Annotated in this window: 15 protein-coding genes; 7 read left to right on the top strand and 8 right to left on the bottom strand. The window is 67.5% G+C overall.

The annotated features are described in order from the left end of the window. Positions 1-60 precede the first annotated feature (60 nt). The gene (locus ACO2RV_RS06965; protein WP_423291219.1) at positions 61-414 is read right to left on the bottom strand and encodes a carboxymuconolactone decarboxylase family protein; all 354 of its coding nucleotides are present in this window, start codon (positions 412-414) and stop codon (positions 61-63) included. Positions 415-498: 84 nt separating this feature from the next. On the opposite strand from ACO2RV_RS06965, the gene ACO2RV_RS06960 reads away from it, so the two are divergent. Continuing rightward, positions 499-840 carry an ArsR/SmtB family transcription factor gene (locus ACO2RV_RS06960; protein ID WP_423291217.1) on the top strand — a complete coding sequence of 114 codons (342 nt, stop codon included), beginning with the start codon at positions 499-501 and terminating at the stop codon, positions 838-840. A gap of 50 nt (positions 841-890) precedes the next feature. On the opposite strand, the gene ACO2RV_RS06955 is transcribed toward ACO2RV_RS06960, so the two are convergent. Together ACO2RV_RS06955 and ACO2RV_RS06950 are read right to left on the bottom strand one after the other, a co-directional pair. After that, positions 891-2,273, bottom strand: a complete 1,383-nt coding sequence (locus tag ACO2RV_RS06955; RefSeq protein WP_423291215.1) for a malonyl-CoA decarboxylase — start codon at positions 2,271-2,273, stop codon at positions 891-893. A gap of 105 nt (positions 2,274-2,378) precedes the next feature. Next, positions 2,379-3,719, bottom strand: coding sequence for an Nramp family divalent metal transporter (locus tag ACO2RV_RS06950; RefSeq protein ID WP_423291213.1), 1,341 nt, complete (start codon positions 3,717-3,719; stop codon positions 2,379-2,381). Between the two features lie 191 nt (positions 3,720-3,910). Here ACO2RV_RS06950 and ACO2RV_RS06945 point away from each other — a divergent pair, with 191 nt between their 5' ends. The 3 genes from ACO2RV_RS06945 (at position 3,911) to ACO2RV_RS06935 (ending at position 7,331) form a co-directional block, all read left to right on the top strand. Next, on the top strand, positions 3,911-4,657 hold the full coding sequence (locus ACO2RV_RS06945; RefSeq protein WP_423291211.1) for a DUF3750 domain-containing protein: 747 nt from the start codon (positions 3,911-3,913) through the stop codon (positions 4,655-4,657). Between the two features lie 92 nt (positions 4,658-4,749). Beyond that, positions 4,750-5,589 (top strand): lytic murein transglycosylase, encoded by an 840-nt coding sequence (locus tag ACO2RV_RS06940; protein WP_423291209.1) that lies wholly within the window; start codon positions 4,750-4,752, stop codon positions 5,587-5,589. A gap of 122 nt (positions 5,590-5,711) precedes the next feature. Beyond that, on the top strand, positions 5,712-7,331 hold the full coding sequence (locus ACO2RV_RS06935) for a GMC family oxidoreductase (RefSeq protein ID WP_423291207.1): 1,620 nt from the start codon (positions 5,712-5,714) through the stop codon (positions 7,329-7,331). Between the two features lie 183 nt (positions 7,332-7,514). On the opposite strand, the gene mepA is transcribed toward ACO2RV_RS06935, so the two are convergent. Together mepA and ACO2RV_RS06925 are read right to left on the bottom strand one after the other, a co-directional pair. Further along, positions 7,515-8,414: a penicillin-insensitive murein endopeptidase gene (gene mepA, locus ACO2RV_RS06930; protein ID WP_423291205.1), complete on the bottom strand. Its 900-nt coding sequence runs from the start codon at positions 8,412-8,414 to the stop codon at positions 7,515-7,517. A gap of 10 nt (positions 8,415-8,424) precedes the next feature. Further along, the gene (locus tag ACO2RV_RS06925; RefSeq protein WP_423291203.1) at positions 8,425-9,441 is read right to left on the bottom strand and encodes a L,D-transpeptidase; all 1,017 of its coding nucleotides are present in this window, start codon (positions 9,439-9,441) and stop codon (positions 8,425-8,427) included. A 235-nt stretch (positions 9,442-9,676) separates the two neighbouring features. On the opposite strand from ACO2RV_RS06925, the gene ACO2RV_RS06920 reads away from it, so the two are divergent. Beyond that, positions 9,677-10,060 (top strand): PRC-barrel domain-containing protein, encoded by a 384-nt coding sequence (locus ACO2RV_RS06920; protein WP_423291201.1) that lies wholly within the window; start codon positions 9,677-9,679, stop codon positions 10,058-10,060. A 75-nt stretch (positions 10,061-10,135) separates the two neighbouring features. Here the strand turns inward: ACO2RV_RS06920 and ACO2RV_RS06915 are convergent, their stop codons facing one another. Together ACO2RV_RS06915 and lepA are read right to left on the bottom strand one after the other, a co-directional pair. Continuing rightward, positions 10,136-10,333, bottom strand: coding sequence for a YegP family protein (locus tag ACO2RV_RS06915; RefSeq protein ID WP_423291199.1), 198 nt, complete (start codon positions 10,331-10,333; stop codon positions 10,136-10,138). An 81-nt stretch (positions 10,334-10,414) separates the two neighbouring features. Continuing rightward, the gene (lepA, locus tag ACO2RV_RS06910) at positions 10,415-12,220 is read right to left on the bottom strand and encodes a translation elongation factor 4 (RefSeq protein WP_423291197.1); all 1,806 of its coding nucleotides are present in this window, start codon (positions 12,218-12,220) and stop codon (positions 10,415-10,417) included. A 113-nt stretch (positions 12,221-12,333) separates the two neighbouring features. On the opposite strand from lepA, the gene ACO2RV_RS06905 reads away from it, so the two are divergent. Both ACO2RV_RS06905 and ACO2RV_RS06900 read left to right on the top strand, forming a co-directional pair. Beyond that, a complete protein-coding gene (locus ACO2RV_RS06905) occupies positions 12,334-12,969 on the top strand; it encodes an MBL fold metallo-hydrolase (RefSeq protein ID WP_423291195.1) in 636 nt (211 codons plus the stop codon). A gap of 92 nt (positions 12,970-13,061) precedes the next feature. Continuing rightward, positions 13,062-13,886 (top strand): MBL fold metallo-hydrolase, encoded by an 825-nt coding sequence (locus ACO2RV_RS06900; RefSeq protein ID WP_423291193.1) that lies wholly within the window; start codon positions 13,062-13,064, stop codon positions 13,884-13,886. Here ACO2RV_RS06900 and ACO2RV_RS06895 read toward each other — a convergent pair. Continuing rightward, a complete protein-coding gene (locus tag ACO2RV_RS06895; protein WP_423291191.1) occupies positions 13,849-15,948 on the bottom strand; it encodes a putative bifunctional diguanylate cyclase/phosphodiesterase in 2,100 nt (699 codons plus the stop codon). The two genes, ACO2RV_RS06900 and ACO2RV_RS06895, sit on opposite strands and share 38 nt — an antisense overlap. Between the last annotated feature and the right edge of the window lie 71 nt (positions 15,949-16,019).

Here is a 16,019-nt window from a genome sequence, read left to right as displayed (position 1 = left end):
CGGGGCATCGGGCATAAGCCCGGTCCCCCTGTCAAGAGCGAGCCCGCCGGCCGGCCGGTCTCAGCTCTCCTCGCCGGCCGCGAACTGGTCGAAGGCGCGCAGCGCGTCGGCGGCGTACATCAGCGCGGGGCCGCCTCCCATATAGACGCACATCGCCGCCACCTCGGCGATCTCCTCGCGCGTCGCGCCCATGCCGTGCAGCGCCTTGGCGTGGAAGCCGATGCAGCCGTCACAGTGCTGGGTGATGCCGATGGCGAGCGCGATCATCTCCTTGGTCCTGGCGTCGATGCGGCCGCTGGCGCCTGCCCCGCGCGAGAGCGCATAGAACGCCTGCATCGCGTCGGGCAACAGCTTCCGCAGCTCGCTCGTATAGGCACCGATGTCACGGGTGAGCGCGCGATAATCCTTGGCCATGGCCTTGATCTCCACATTCGGAAAATTGTCGATTTACGTTTTTATGATATTACATTTCGGTAAATTGACGTCGGGAGATTACGGATGCAGCATTCGGCCGCTATCGGCTCCATGGCGGAGAAGGCCGAGAAGGTGGCCGGCTTCCTGAAGGGACTGGCGAGCCCGCACCGGCTGCTGATCCTGTGCGAGTTGTCAGCCGGAGAGCGAAGCGTCGCGGCGCTGATCGAGGCGACGGGACTGCCGCCGACCTCGATGTCACAGCACCTCGCCAAGCTGAAGGAGGAGAACATCGTCTCCTTCCGCCGCGAGCACCGCACCTTGTATTATTTCATCGCCGATCGGGCGGCGACGAAAGTGATGCAGGTGCTCTTCGAGAATTTCTGCGCGGAGATCGACAGCGGAGCGGGCGACCGCGCGGCGCAGTGAAGCCGGCTTGCCGTCCCTGACAGGCGCCCCGAAGGGCCCGCCCCGCGTCGCTAGACCACCGCCTCGCGCACGGCGAGCGCCCTTTGCTGGGTCTCGGCCCGCAACAGCTTGCGCACGGCCGGGCTGGCGACGATCTCCGCCTTGTCGAAGAACGCCTCATGGTTCTTCTCGATGTCGGCGAGCACGTAACGGTAATTCACCATCAGCCCGGCCCCCTGCTTCATGCCGCGCGTCGACAGGTCGCCGAACGGGTTGATCCGCTCCAGCCGCGCGCCATTGCCGAGATGGAACCGCGCCACCGGATCGATCGGCTTGCCCTTCGATGTCCGTGCGATCAGGAAATAATGCGCCGCGAGCGCGGCAACGACCGGCCGGAGAGCGGTACGGGCCGCCTCGTCCGGCGTCCCGCCGGCATCGAGCGCTTCCAGCGCGGCGCGGTCCTCGCCGGTCAGCACCGCCGAGGCCGGGTTGCGCCGCTCGCCCTCCAGCCAGCTCCGGAAGCCGGGGACCGGCGACAGGGTGACGAAATTGGTGAGGTTGGGAAACTCGCGGGAGATTTCCTCCACCACCTGCTTGATGAGGAAATTGCCGAACGTCACCCCGCCGAGCCCGCGCTGGCAGTTGGAGATCGAGTAGAACACCGCCGTCTTGGCCGATGTGGGATCGAGCGGCGTGCGCTTTTCCGCGAGAATCGGGGCGATGGCATCGGGCGCCTCGCGGGTCAGCGCGACCTCGACGAAGATCAGCGGCTCGTCCACCAGCGCCGGATGGAAGAAGGCGTAGCAACGCCGGTCCGGGCTGTCGACGCGGGCGCGCAGATCGTTCCAGTCGCGGATCTCGTGCACCGCTTCATAGCGGATAATCTTTTCCAGCACGTTTGCGGGGGTCGACCAATCGATCCGGCGCAGCACAAGGAACCCCCGATTGAACCAGGAAGCGAACAGATGAACAAAATCGCCGTCGACCTCGGCAAGATCGGGGCGGCGCGCGAGCGCATCAAGAAGGTCGGCACGCATTTTGACAAGCAGGGCCGTCGCGCCGGGAGCGAGATTGAGCCGGCGAACGAGTTCCTGCCGGCGCGGCTCGCTGGCGGCATGCAGTTCGGCGAGGGTGCGGGCGGAAGCGCCGGCGCCATAGGCGGCGATGGCCCTGTCGAGGCGTGGCCGGTCCGGCCCGAAGGCTTGCGCCAGCGCCTCGAAGAAGGCGACGCGCTCGCCGGTCTTGAGCCCTCGATAGGCCACGAGGATATCCTGCGCCAGCGCGACGCCGGAGGCCTCGCCGCGCCCGGAGAGCAGGCGCTCGCACAATTCCGTGAGCCCGGCAGCCTTCACCGCGCCGGTGGGGCGCCGCTCGCGGCCGATGTCGAGCAGGGCCCGGCCGCGCTCGGCGATCGAGCCGAGCAGATCGCTGAAAAAGCTGGTGCTGCCATCCATCGCGCTCTCCTGCGCCCACCGCGTCGCCGGCAGGAATGAGAACGCGAGACCATTACCAGCGCAAGACGGACCTTGGTTGGCCGCGCCGGCCGGATATTCCCGCCCTCATGCCCCGGTGACGAAGTCGAACAGCAGCTTCATGTTCAGCGCGATGATCAGCGCCGCCGCCAGCGAGGCGAGCACGATCTGCCAGCGTGGGGCGACGAGCACGCCCATCTTGCGCTTGTCCGCCGTGAACATGATCAGCGGCACCACGGCGAAGGGCAGTTGCAGGCTGAGGATCACCTGGCTGAGGATCAGCAGCGCCCCTGCCCCGCTCTCGCCATAGGCGATCGTCACCGCCGCCGCCGGCACGATGGCGATGGTGCGAGTGATCAGCCGCCGCAGCCACGGGGCCAACTGGATGTTGAGGAAGCCCTCCATCACCGCCTGACCGGCGATGGTGGCGGTCACGGTGGAGTTCAGGCCGCAGCACAGCAGCGCGATGGCGAACAGCGTCGGCGCCCAGGCGCTGCCGAGCAGCGGATTGAGCAGCTCATGCGCCTTGCCGAGATCGGCCACCTCTCCCGTGCCGCCATGGTGGAAGGCGGAGGCTGCAAGAATGAGAATGGAGGCGTTGATGGTCAGCGCGAACATCAGCGCCAGCGTCGAATCCCAGGTGGCGAGCTTGATCGCCTCGCGCTTGCCGTCGAGCGTGCCGTCGTGGCGCCGGGTCTGCACGATGGCCGAGTGCAGATAGAGATTATGCGGCATCACCGTCGCGCCGAGGATACCGAGCGCGAGATAGAGCATGTCGGGATTGGTGACGATCTCTGTGGTCGGCGCGAAGCCGCGGATGACCTCCCCCCAGTTCGGGTCGGCCATGGCGATCTGGATGCCGAAGCAGGCGGCGATGACCGCGAGCAGCGCCACCACCAGCGCCTCGACGAAGCGGAAGCCGAGATTTTGCAGCCACAGGATCAGGAACACGTCGAGCGCGGTGATGACGACGCCGATCTCGAGCGGAATGCCGAACAGCAGGTTGAGGCCGATGGCGGTGCCGATCACCTCGGCGAGGTCGGTGGCGCAGATCGCCGCCTCCGCCAGCATCCACAGCACGAAACCCACCGGGCGCGGGAAGGAGTCGCGGCAGGCCTGCGCGAGATCGCGCCCCGAGGCGACGCCGAGCCGCGAACACAGCGCCTGCAACAGGATGGCGATCATGTTGGAGAGCAGCGCGACGGTGAGCAGGCCGTAGCCGAACTTGGAGCCGCCGGCGAGCGAGGTCGCCCAGTTGCCCGGATCCATGTAGCCGGTGGCGACAAGGTAGCCCGGCCCCATGAAGGCGAAGAAGCGCCAGATGCCGGACTTCTTCGGCACGGCGATGCTGCCATGCACCTCCGCCAATGCCGGATCGCCGCGCTCGCGCCGCCAGCCCGCATTCTCGGCCTGCAAACGATCCAACATCCCGACCGATCCGCTATTGCAAATGACTTGCATTAAACATGGCGCGCCGCACCATTGCTGTCAATGCAATTGCGAACCAATCGCAACAAAGCCCGAGCCCGTTCGCTCCGGCCGAATTTCTGTCGGACACATTTGCGCGCGCATAGGCGCAAAGCCTTGTGCCGGACGGATTTCCGGGCAGATTTGGCGGCATGCGCCGCTTCCTCCGCCTTAACGCCTATGTCTTCGTCCTGCTTTTCGCCTTGCCGCTCGGCGCGCACGCGCTTGTGCAGTGGCACGGCGTGGACTGGACGAAGAACTGGCGCACCGCCGACTGGTCCAGCACCGGCACCCTGCCTCCCGCTGCGCAGAGCCCGCCGGCGCTGGTACGCATCTATGCCGCCCGCGTCGGCCATTGGCGCTCCATCTTCGCCGTCCATAGCTGGATCGTCTTCAAGGAGCGCGGCGCGGATGCCTATGAGCGCTACGATGTGGTGGGCTGGAGCGGCGCGCCGATCCGCCACAACATGCGGGCGCCGGACGCCCGCTGGTACGGCAACGAGCCGGACGTCGTCTTCACCGCCAGCGGCGAGGAGGCCGAGCGGCTGATCCCGCGGCTGCGCGCCGCCATCGCCTCCTATCCCTATGCCGGTTATGGCGACTACCGGATCTGGCCGGGGCCGAACTCGAACACCTTCGTCGCCCATGTCGTCGAGCAGGTGCCGGAGATGGCCGTCGCCCTGCCCTCCACCGCCATCGGCAAGGATTTCCCGGTCGACGGCGACTGGGTCGGCCTCGCTCCCTCGCGGACGGGATTGCGGCTGACGCTCGACGGCTATGCCGGGCTCACCCTCGCCTGGGTGGAGGGCATCGAGCTGAACATGTTCGGCGCCGTGGTCGGGATCGATCTGCGCCGGCCGGGCATCAAGCTGCCGGGCTTCGGCCGCATCGGCATCTGATGCCCCCCGGAATAGGGCGTTTGGCGGATACCGGCCGTTCATTTTCACGGTGCATTGTTGGGATGCAATGAAGCGTCGCGGGAGAGCGGCCCATGATCGAACGTGCCATCCGTCGAATGAAACGCGCGGGCCTGCGCGCCGCCCTTGTCGCCGCGCTGATTGCCCCCCTCGCGGCGGCCCCCGCGCTCGCCGCGCCCTGCGGCAATGACAGCTCGGGCTTCGACGCCTGGCTCGGCGCCTTCAAGCAGGAGGCGGTCGGACAAGGCATCTCGCCGGCCACGCTGCGCGTGCTCGACGGGGTCAGCTACGACACCAAGGTGATCAGCCTCGACCGCAACCAGAAGCACTTCAAGGTCAGCCTCGACGAGTTCATCAAGAACCGCATCTCCAAGGGTCGCATCGCCAAGGGCCGGCAGCTGCTGCAGCAATACGCCTCGACGCTGGCGCGCATCGAGCGCCAGTACGGCGTGCCCGGGCCGATCCTGGTCGCCATCTGGGGCATGGAGACCGACTACGGCGTGAACATCGGCAAGATGCCCATCCTGCGCTCGCTGTCGACGCTCGCCTATGACTGCCGGCGCACCGATTTCTTCACGCCGCAACTGCTCGACGCGCTGCGCATCTATCAGCGCGGCGATCTCACCCTCGACGAGATGCGCGGCGCCTGGGCCGGCGAGATCGGCCAGACCCAGTTCCTCGCCAGCTCCTATGTGAAGTTCGCGGTCGACTTCGACGGCGACGGCCGCGCCGACCTCGTGCGCAGTGCGCCGGACGTGCTCGCCTCCACCGCCAATTATCTGCGCGGCTATGGCTGGCGAGCGGGCGCGGGCTGGGGGCCGGGCGAAGCGAACTATCAGGCGCTGCGCGGCTGGAACAAGGCCGAGGTCTATGCGCAGGCACTCGGCATTTTCGCCCGCCAGCTGACGCAGTAGCCTCCAAACATCGTCGAGCGCTGCGCGCGCATGCGAAAAACCCTTGCGCGGGATTTCCCGTTGCCGCCCCCCAGCCCCGCGGGCAGGTTGCCGGCAACCAGAACCGCGAGGGGGAGCCCGCCATGCCGATCGACGCCGAGACCTATGACTACATCGTGGTCGGCGCCGGCTCGGCGGGGTGCGTGCTGGCGAACCGGCTCTCGGCCGACCCCGGGAATCGCGTGCTGGTGCTGGAAGCCGGCGGACGCGACAACTGGATCTGGTTCCACATCCCGGTCGGCTATCTCTTCGCCATCGGCAACCCGCGCGCCGACTGGTGCTTCAAGACCGAGGCCGAGGCGGGGCTGAACGGGCGCGCTCTGAACTATCCGCGCGGCAAGACCATTGGCGGCTCCTCCGCCATCAACGCCATGATCTATATGCGCGGCCAGGCCGCCGACTACGACCACTGGCGCCAGCTCGGGCTCGCCGGCTGGGGTTGGGACGACGTGCTGCCCACCTTCAAGCGCCACGAGGACCACTATCTCGGCGCCGGCGCGTTTCACGGCGGTGGCGGCGAATGGCGGGTGGAGTTTCCCCGCCTCACCTGGAAGCTGCTCGACGAGGTTCGCGTGGCGGCGCAGCAGGCAGGTATCCCGCCGATCGCGGACTTCAACACCGGCGACAATGAGGGCTCGTCCTACTTCCAGGTGAACCAGAAGCGCGGCTTCCGCTGGAGCGCCGCGCGCGGCTTCCTCAAGCCGGCGCTCGCGCGGCCCAATCTCCGGCTGGAGACCGGCTGCCACACCGAGCGGGTGCTGATCGAGCACGGCCGCGCCGCCGGCGTCGTCTACCGGCAGAACGGCGTGACGCGCACGGCGAAGGCACGCGGCGAGGTGATCCTCGCGGCCGGCGCCATCGGCTCCCCGCATTTGCTGAAGCTCTCGGGCATCGGGCCTGCCGGGGAACTGGCACAGCACGGCATCGCTGTCGTGAAGGACGCGCCCGGCGTCGGCGCCAACCTGCAGGACCATCTGCAATTGCGCATGATCTACAAGGTCACCGGCATCCCGACGCTGAACGAGCAGTACCACTCGCTGTTCGGCCGGGCGAAGATGGGCCTGCAGTTCGCCTTCCTTCAGCGCGGACCGCTGACCATGGCGCCCTCGCAGCTCGGCATCTTCACCCGCTCGCGAGCCGAGAAGGAGCGGGCCGACCTCGAATTCCACGTCCAGCCGCTCTCGCTCGGCAAGTTCGGCGAGCCGCTGCACGACTTCCCCGCCTTCACCATGAGCGTGTGCAATCTGCGCCCGACCAGCCGTGGAACCCTGACGCTGGCGAGCGCCGACAGCACGGCGGCGCCGCGCATCCAGCCCAACTATCTCGCCACCGAGGAAGACCGGCGCGTGGCGGCGGACAGTGTCCGCGTCGCCCGGCGCATCGTCGGCCAGCCGGCACTCGCGCGCTACCGGCCCGACGAACTGCTGCCCGGCCCTTCCGTCGCCGACACCGAGGAGGCGCTGGCCCGCGCGGCCGGCGACATCGGCACCACCATCTTCCATCCCGTCGGCACGGCGAAGATGGGACTGGCGAGCGACCCGCTGGCAGTGGTGGACGAGCGGCTGCGGGTGTTCGGCATTGCCGGCCTGCGCGTGGCGGATGCCTCCATCATGCCGACCATCGTGTCGGGCAACACCAATTCCCCGACCATCATGATCGCCGAGAAGGCGGCCGGCATGATCCTGGAGGATGGGCGGCGCTGAACCGTCGGCTCGCAGCGTCTTCCCTCTCCCCGTCGGGGAGAGGTGGCCCGCGCAGCGGGTCGGTGAGGGGTAACACGGCGGCCGGGCCCAGAGCCCCCTCACCCCACCCTCTCCCCCACGGGGAGAGGGGAAAAGTGCACCCTCCCGCACGCAGGCCCTTCGGAAACCGCTTGCCGCCGGGCCTCACGGGGCCAGCACCACCTCGCGGCAGGCGGGCGGCAGGTCCTTCAGCATCAGCGGCGGCTTGGGTTTGGGCGGCTCCTTCGGCGGCTTGGGATGCAGGTTCGCGTCCGAGAACCACCAGTCGAGCTCGCTGCCGCAGCCCTCGCCCGGCACCACCGCATCCTGCGGCCGGCAATCGGGGCTGCCGGCGGGGCAGGAGATGCGCACATGCATGTGGTAGTCATGCCCCCAATAGGGCCGCACCTTCTGCAGCCACGCGCGGTCGCCCGTCGCGTCGCGGCACAGCGCCTTCTTGATCGCGGCATTGACCAGCACGCGCTCGACCTCGGGGTCCTGCGCCGCCGCCCGGATGACCGCGACATGCGCCGGCGTCCACACCTTGGCGTCGACGTCGAGCCGGTCCGGCCGCACGATCATCGTGGCGGAGACCTTCTCGCGCTCCTCGGTGGTGAAGCTGCGCTTGGGCATCGGCGTCAGCCAGATGTCGGCGTCGAGGCCGATCTGGTGCGAGGCATGGCCGGTCAGCATCGGCCCGCCGCGCGGCTGCGACATGTCGCCGACCAGTATGCCCGGCCATGGCGAGACCGCGGGCACCTTGGCGGCGAAACGCTCCAGGAAGGCGATCAGTTCGGGATGACCCCAGTTGCGGTTGCGCGAGAGGCGCATCGCCTGCCAGGTCTTGCCGTTGATCGGCAGCGCCTCGGCGCCGGCAAGGCAGCCCTTCGAGTAGAAGCCGATGGAGCGGACGGCGAGATCGGCCGGCGTCTTCGCCGCGCCGAACAGCTGCTTGGCCGGCGTGGCCGCCGCGGCGGCGGGCGATGGCGCGGGCTGCCCCCATGCCAGCGTCGCGGCGCCGAGCACGGCGCAAAACACCGCGAACCCCGATGCAAGCCGGTTCATCGGGGTCTCCTCAGCTCACCGCCTGCGACAGGATAACGAAATCCTTGTTCGAGCGGGTATTCTGCGCCGCCGGCAGCTCGGTGATGAACAGCGTCGAGCCGGGAACCAGCAGCTTGGCGAGCTGCTGGTTCGCCTCCGGCGCCACCGTGATGCGGTCGATCGCGCTGGCCGCCTTGCCCTGCCCCGCCCCGTTGCCCTCGAAGGCGACCGAGGTCCAGGAGACCTCGCCGCCGACCTTCTTCAGCACATAGACCACATTGCCGAGCGGCGTGCCGGGATCGCGGATCGTCACCGGGGCCGTCAGCACCTCCACGCCGTCCTTGATGACGACGAGCTGCTTGTCCGCGCCGCTGACGATCATCGACACCGCGTCGGCCGCCGGATCGGGCGCCGCCGCCGTGTCGGGCGTGCCGTTCGGGTTTTTCGGGGCGTCGTCCTTGATCGCCGTCGTCGCATCCGCCGGAAGCACGAGGCCGGGATGCAGCACGTCGACCGGCTGGGAATGCGCGTCGGCGATGATCACCGGCGTGCCGTAATGGGTGATGCCGAACAGCAGCTTGGAGAATTCGAGCGGCAGGTGCACGCAGCCATGCGAGGACGGGTAGCCGGGCAGCCCGCCGGCATGCAAGGCGACGCCCGACCAGGTCAGCCGCTCAGTGAACGGCATCGGCGCGTCGTCATAGAGCGAGGAATGGTGGTCGACATCCTTCTGCAGGATGGTGAACACGCCCACCGGGGTCTGGTGCCCGGCCCGGCCGGTCGAGCACGTCGACACCCCGATGCGCACGCCGTTGCGATAGACGAAGCAGCGCTGGTCCGGCAGCGAGACGATGATGGCGACGAACCCGTCCGGCGCCCGGTCGGGGTACCAGACATACTGGCCGGGCTTCAGCGCATCGACGTCGGCTGCGTCCGCCTGCTGCGCAAATGCGCTGCCCGCGGGCATGCCGAGAGCTGCGGCAACGGTGCCTGCCCATGCCAGCGCCGCGCGGCGCGTCAGTCGGGGATTGCTGTCGTCGCACGCCATGTCGTGATTCTCCGCCGCCGGCGCGCGCAATATATCCGGCACGGCTACGCGACGCCACAACCGCGCATCGGCGGATCTCCCGACGGTATCAAGATCAAGTCATCGCCGATGTGAGTTCTCCTCAAAGACGTTGCCCCTATATTTCAAGCATAATTCCAAATTCTTGGCGGAACAGGACGGCGACAACATCGTTTTCCTCACATCACCAGCTGGTCAACCACAAGGGAGGCTTACGATGCACAGCACGCAGCAGAACCTCGAGGCCCGCGAAACCATGACGCTGATCGGCAGCGACAAGGTCGAGGGCACCGCCGTCTACCGTCCGAATGGCGACCGGATCGGCTCGATCGCCCGCGTCATGATCGACAAGCTCAGCGGGCAGACCGCCTATGCGGTGATGAGCTTCGGCGGGTTCCTCGGCTTCGGCGAGGACTATTACCCGCTGCCCTGGTCGCTGCTGAAATATGACGAGAACCTCGACGGCTATGTCGTCGACGTCACCGAGGAGCAGCTCCACGGTGCGCCCCGCCACAAGAACCTCGACGAGGGCACGTGGCAGGACCGCGACTGGGACCGCAAGGTCAACGAGTATTATCACGTGCCGCCCTACGTCATCTGACGCGAGGCCGCATCAACGGAAAGGCCGGGCGCGAGCCCGGCCTTTTTCATTACGGACGAGGTTCGGCCGATGCCGTCAGGCTTTCTTCTCGTCTTTGGGAAGCTCGACCACCTCGGCCCCCGGCACGTTCTTCTTGAGGGATTCGATGGCGCTCAGCGCCGACGCCTTGGCCTTGTAGCCTTCCGAGGCGAACATCGTCTCGCCGTTGGAGGCCTTGAATCGGAAGCGATATCCCCCCGACTTGTCCTCATACACTTCGAACTTGTAGGCCATGATCCTGCCTCCCGTCGCGTATTGCCGACGGGAGATGGGAACACAAATACCGCCGATGCGAAAGCCGGACGGACCGGCGCCTCAGTCGTCCACCTTCAGCGCGGCGATGAAGGCTTCCTGCGGAATCTCCACCCGGCCGAACTGGCGCATCTTCTTCTTGCCCTCCTTCTGCTTCTCCAGCAGCTTGCGCTTGCGGGTGATGTCGCCGCCGTAGCACTTGGCGGTGACGTCCTTGCGCAGCGCGCGGATGGTCTCGCGGGCAATGATCTTGGCGCCGATCGCGGCCTGGATCGGAATCTGGAACAGGTGCTGCGGGATCAGGTCCTTCAGCTTCTCGCACATGGCCCGGCCGCGATATTCCGCGCGGGTGCGGTGCACCAGCATGGAGAGCGCGTCGACCGGCTCGGCATTGACCAGGATCGACATCTTCACCAGGTCGCCGACGCGGTAATCGGTGATCTGGTAATCGAACGAGGCATAGCCCTTCGAGATCGACTTCAGCCGATCGTAGAAGTCGAACACCACCTCGTTCAGCGGCAGGTCATAGGTGACCATGGCGCGCGAGCCGACATAGGTCAGCTCGATCTGGTTGCCGCGGCGGTCCTGGCAGAGCTTGAGCACCGCGCCGAGATAGTCGTCCGGCGTCAGGATGGTGGCGCGGATCCACGGCTCGCGGATCTCCTTGATCTTCACCACGTCCGGCATGTCGGCCGGGTTGTGCAGGTCGATCACCGAGCCGTCGTTCATCTCGATCTCGTAGATGACCGAGGGGGCGGTGGCGATGAGGTCGAGGTTGAACTCGCGCTCCAGCCGCTCCTGGATGATTTCCAGATGCAGCAGCCCAAGAAACCCGCAGCGGAAGCCGAAGCCGAGCGCGGCCGAGGTCTCCATCTCGAAGGAGAAGGAGGCATCGTTGAGCCGCAGCTTGCCCATCGCCGCGCGCAGATCCTCGAAATCGGCCGCATCGACCGGGAACAAGCCGCAGAACACCACCGGCTGCGCCGGCTTGAAGCCCGGCAGCGCCTCGGCGGTCGGCCGCTTCTCCTCGGTGATGGTGTCGCCGACGCGGGTATCCGCCACTTCCTTGATCGAGCCGGTGAGGAAGCCGATCTCGCCCGGGCCGAGCTGCGACATGACGGTGAGCTTGGGCGTGAACACGCCGACGCGGTCGATGTCGTAGACGGCTTCGGTGCGCATCATCTTGATGCGCTGGCCCTTCTTCATCACGCCGTCGACGATGCGCACCAGCACGACGACGCCGAGATAGACGTCGTACCAGCTGTCGACCAGCAGCGCCTTGAGCGGGGCGTCGCGGTCGCCCTTGGGCGGCGGCAGGCGGGTGACGATGGCTTCCAGCACGTCGGGAATGCCGAGGCCGGTCTTGGCCGAGATGAGCACGGCGTCGGAGGCGTCGAGGCCGATCACGTCCTCGATCTGCGCCTTCACCTTGTCCGGCTCGGCGGCCGGCAGGTCGACCTTGTTGAGGACCGGGACGATCTCGTGGTTGTTGTCGATCGCCTGGTAGACGTTGGCCAGCGTCTGCGCCTCGACGCCCTGCGAGGCGTCGACCACCAGCAGCGAGCCCTCGACGGCGGCGAGCGAGCGGTTCACCTCATAGGCGAAGTCGACATGGCCGGGCGTGTCGATGAGGTTGAGGACGTAATCCTTGCCGTCCTTGGCGTGATAGGACAGCCGCACCGTCTGCGCCTTGATGGTGATGCCGCGCTCGCGCTCGATATCCATGCTGTCGAGCACCTGCTCGGACATCTCGCGCTCCGACAGCCCGCCGGTGATCTGGATCAGGCGGTCGGCGAGGGTCGACTTCCCGTGGTCGATATGGGCGACGATCGAGAAGTTGCGGATGTTGTCGATGGGTTCGGTGCTCATGGGGCGCGGGATAGCATTGGCCGCAAGGCGCCACAAGGCGGCAGGCCCGCCGGCGGCTTGCGCGCGAGGATATGTTCGACCACATTCCCGCCGCCTGCCTTCAAGGAGCCGACATGTCCGAAATGAAGATCGCCGTCGTACCCGTGACCCCGTTCCAGCAGAACTGCTCGATCGTGTGGGACGAAACCACCAAGCGGGGCGCGGTGATCGATCCGGGCGGCGACCTGCCGCGCATCCTCGCCGCGCTGGAGGAACTGGAGGTCACGCCCGAGAAGATCGTGCTCACCCACGGCCATATCGACCACGCCGCCGGTGCGGCGGAACTCGCCGAGACGCTGAACATCCCGGTAGAAGGCCCGCATGAGGCCGACAAGTTCCTGCTCGACGACCTGCCGACCGCCGGCGCGCGCACCGGTATTCCCGGCCGGCCGGTCACGCCCGATCGCTGGCTCAACGAGGGCGACACGGTGGATATCGGCGGCGTTGCGTTCGATATCCTGCACGTCCCCGGCCATACGCCGGGCCATGTCGTGCTGGTCAATCGCGCCAACAAGATCGCCATCGTCGGCGACACGCTGTTCCAGCGCTCCGTCGGACGCACCGACTTTCCCTATGGCGACGGGCCGCTGCTCATCAAGGGTATCAAGGAGAAGATCCTCCCGCTGGGCGACGCCTTCACCATCCTGCCCGGCCATGGCGCCGCGTCGAACATCGCGTTGGAGAAGCGGACCAACCCGTACCTGCGCTGAGGCGATTGCCTAAGGCAATCGCCACGAAACTGTTACTCGCGCTGCGTCACCGCACGGCCGATGATCACGGGACACCCGCCCGGAGTCCCGTGATGACGCGCTTCGCGACCGTGGGCCTGCTCGCCCTCGCCTGCCTTGCAGCCCCCCTCGGCGCCCTGCCCGCGCAAGCCCAGGCCGACCGTTGCCCGAAGCTGGTGGCGACGAGCCCCTTCCTGGCGCCGGCTGCGCCGCTGACCCTGCCGGCGGCCTATCTGGAGCCGAAACAGGTCAGCCTCACCTATATCGGCCACTCGACCTTCCTGATCGAAACGGCCGGCGGCGTCACCGTCGCGACCGACTACAACGACTATGTCCGGCCCGCCGTCGTGCCGCGCGTGGCCACGATGAACCGGGCGCACTCGACCCATTATTCGCTCAACCCGGACCCCGGCATCGAATTCGTGATGAAGGGCTGGCGCGAGGACCGCGAGCCGGCCCGCTACGACCAGGAGATCGACGACCTCTGGGTGGGCAACCTGCCGACCAATATCCGTGACATGGAAGGCGGCACGATCCGCAACGGCAATTCCATCTTCATCTTTAGGGCGGCGGATCTGTGCATCGCCCATCTCGGCCACCTGCACCACACGCTCACCCAGGAGGACCTCGGCGCGCTGGGGCGCATCGACGTGGTGCTGGCCCCGGTCGATGGCAGCTACACGCTGGATGTCGACGGCATGGTCGAGGTGCTGAAATCGCTGGAAGCGCCGCTCGTCATCCCCATGCACTATTTCAACCAGGGCACGCTGAACCGCTTTCTCGACCGCTTCGCCAGCAGCCGATACGTGATCGAGCGGCAGGACAGCCCGCAGATCGTCCTGTCCCGCGAGACGCTGCCGCTCAAGCCGACGGTCGTCGTGCTGCCGGAAACGCGATGACCCCGCCACGACCGGCCCGGCCGCTTGTCCGCGCCACCAGCCAGTCGGTGGCGGTAGCCGCGTCCATCGGGTGGCCGAACAGGAAACCCTGGCCGAAATCGCAGCCGAGAGCGGCCAGCGCCGCCCGCTGCCCCTCGGTCTCGATCCCCTCGGCCAGCACATGCATCGACAATTCGCGCCCCAGCACCGCGACGGCATGAACGATGGCACGATCGGCACCGGACTGCTCCATCTCGGCGACGAAGGTCCGGTCGATCTTGATGGTGTCGATCGGCAGCCGGCGCAGATGCGTGAGCGAGGCGTGGCCGGTGCCGAAATCGTCCAGAGCAATGCTGAATCCCGCCAGCCTCAGCTTGGAGAGCGTGTCGAGCACCGCCTCCCCGCTACGGCCAAGCGTGACGGTCTCGGGAACCTCGAACTCGATCCGCGACGGGGAAAGCCCGGCCTCCCTCACCCACGCCGTCAGCTGCTCGGCCAGACGGCGGTCGCGGAACTGGTTGGCCGACAGGTTCACCGCGATGCGACCCGGCTCGATCCCGGCATCGAGCCACGTCCGCAGTTGCGCGCAGGTCCGGGCGAACATGAGCCGCCCCATGGAGGTCATCAGGCCGACGCTTTCCGCCGCGGGGATGAAGCGGTCCGGCAGCAGCAGGCCGCGTGTGGGATGGCGCCAGCGCAATAGCGCCTCGAAGCCGACCAGCCCGCCCGAGGCGAGGTCGACAAGCGGCTGGAAGAAGACATCGAACTCGTCGCGCTCGACGGCGGCGACGAGGTCTTCCACGCATTGATGGCGTTCGTCGGCATCGATGCGCATGAGCATGTCGAAGCGCCGGATGCGCCGTCCGGCCTCGGCCTTGGCGGCGTAGAGCGCCAGATCCGCGTTGCGCTGGACAATGTCCGGGCTGGCGCCGTCGACCGGCCAGCAGGCCATGCCGAAGCTCGCCGCCATGCTGAAGGCCCCGCCCGAAACCGGGTCGACGATCAGTTGGCTGAGCCTCAGGTCCAGCTCGGTCGCACGCCGCTGCAGGGCATCCGCATCGACGAGACCCGGCAGGATGAGCGCGAACTCGTCGCCGCCGACACGGGCGCACACATCGCCCGGCCGCAGGCTTGCCCGCAGGCGCGTGCCGATCTCGCGCAGCACCGCGTCGCCGGCGGCGTGGCCGTGCGTGTCGTTGACCTCCTTGAAGTTGTCGAGGTCGACCGTCACCAGCGCGCCTGTCGAACCGGGCACGCTGACCGCCGCGTCGAGCAGCTCGACGAAGCGGCTGCGGTTGACGAGGCCGGTCATCGGGTCATGGCTGGCGAGATATTCCGAACGGGCATAGGCCTGCACGCGGTCGGTGATGTCGCGCTCGTTCACCAGCATGGCCAGCCGCCCGCTCACCGGGTCCGTCGTCGTGCGGATATCGATGCCGTGCCAGCGCACGCCACGGCTGGTGATCACGCGATAGTCCCCCGACACCGTCTTGCCGAGAAATGCGTCGGCATGCACAGCTTCCTGCGCAAGGGCCTCGCGCCACATGGCGAGCCCGTCGCCCGGTTCCGCGAAGCCGGCCGCGAAGCGGTGGGCCTCGCCGGTAAAGCACCGTGCTGCAGCAGGGTTCCGGAACAGCACCGCCCCCTCTTCGTCATACAGCGTCACCATCACCAGCGTATGCCGGAGCGCCTCGACGCCGCGCCGCTCGGCAGGCTCGACCTCCGGCACCGTCGCTTCGACCAGCATGCCGATATGGCCGTCGGAAAGCCGCACGCCGCTCATCACGCAGTCGACGGTGAAGGGGTGCTCCCGTGGATAGAAGGTCCAGCGCTCGGCGACGACCTCGCCGGAGCGCACCCTGTCGAGGGTCAGCCGCAGCCGCGCCCGTATCGCCGCCGAGTGCGGGGTGAAATCGCGCGAGAAGAACTCCTCCTCCTCGCCCGGCGCGACCCGCCAGAACTCGCGCGCCGCGGCATTGGCGTAGCGCTTGCGCATCGTGTCGGTGTCGAGAATCCACACGGGACGGCGGAGCAGGTCGAGTCCCTCGGTCCGGCATTCCGGCAGTGGGAAGCCAGACGTCACTCCCGTTCCGAACGACATGGGCATACGCGGTCGACCCTCAAGCTGGCGATCCCGGCCCGCGATTCCGCAGC

Origin of the sequence: Ancylobacter sp. VNQ12 (assembly GCF_049445835.1) — a bacterium.
Classification (GTDB): Bacteria; Pseudomonadota; Alphaproteobacteria; order Rhizobiales; family Xanthobacteraceae; genus Ancylobacter.
This window is presented reverse-complemented; position numbering and strand designations above follow the sequence as displayed.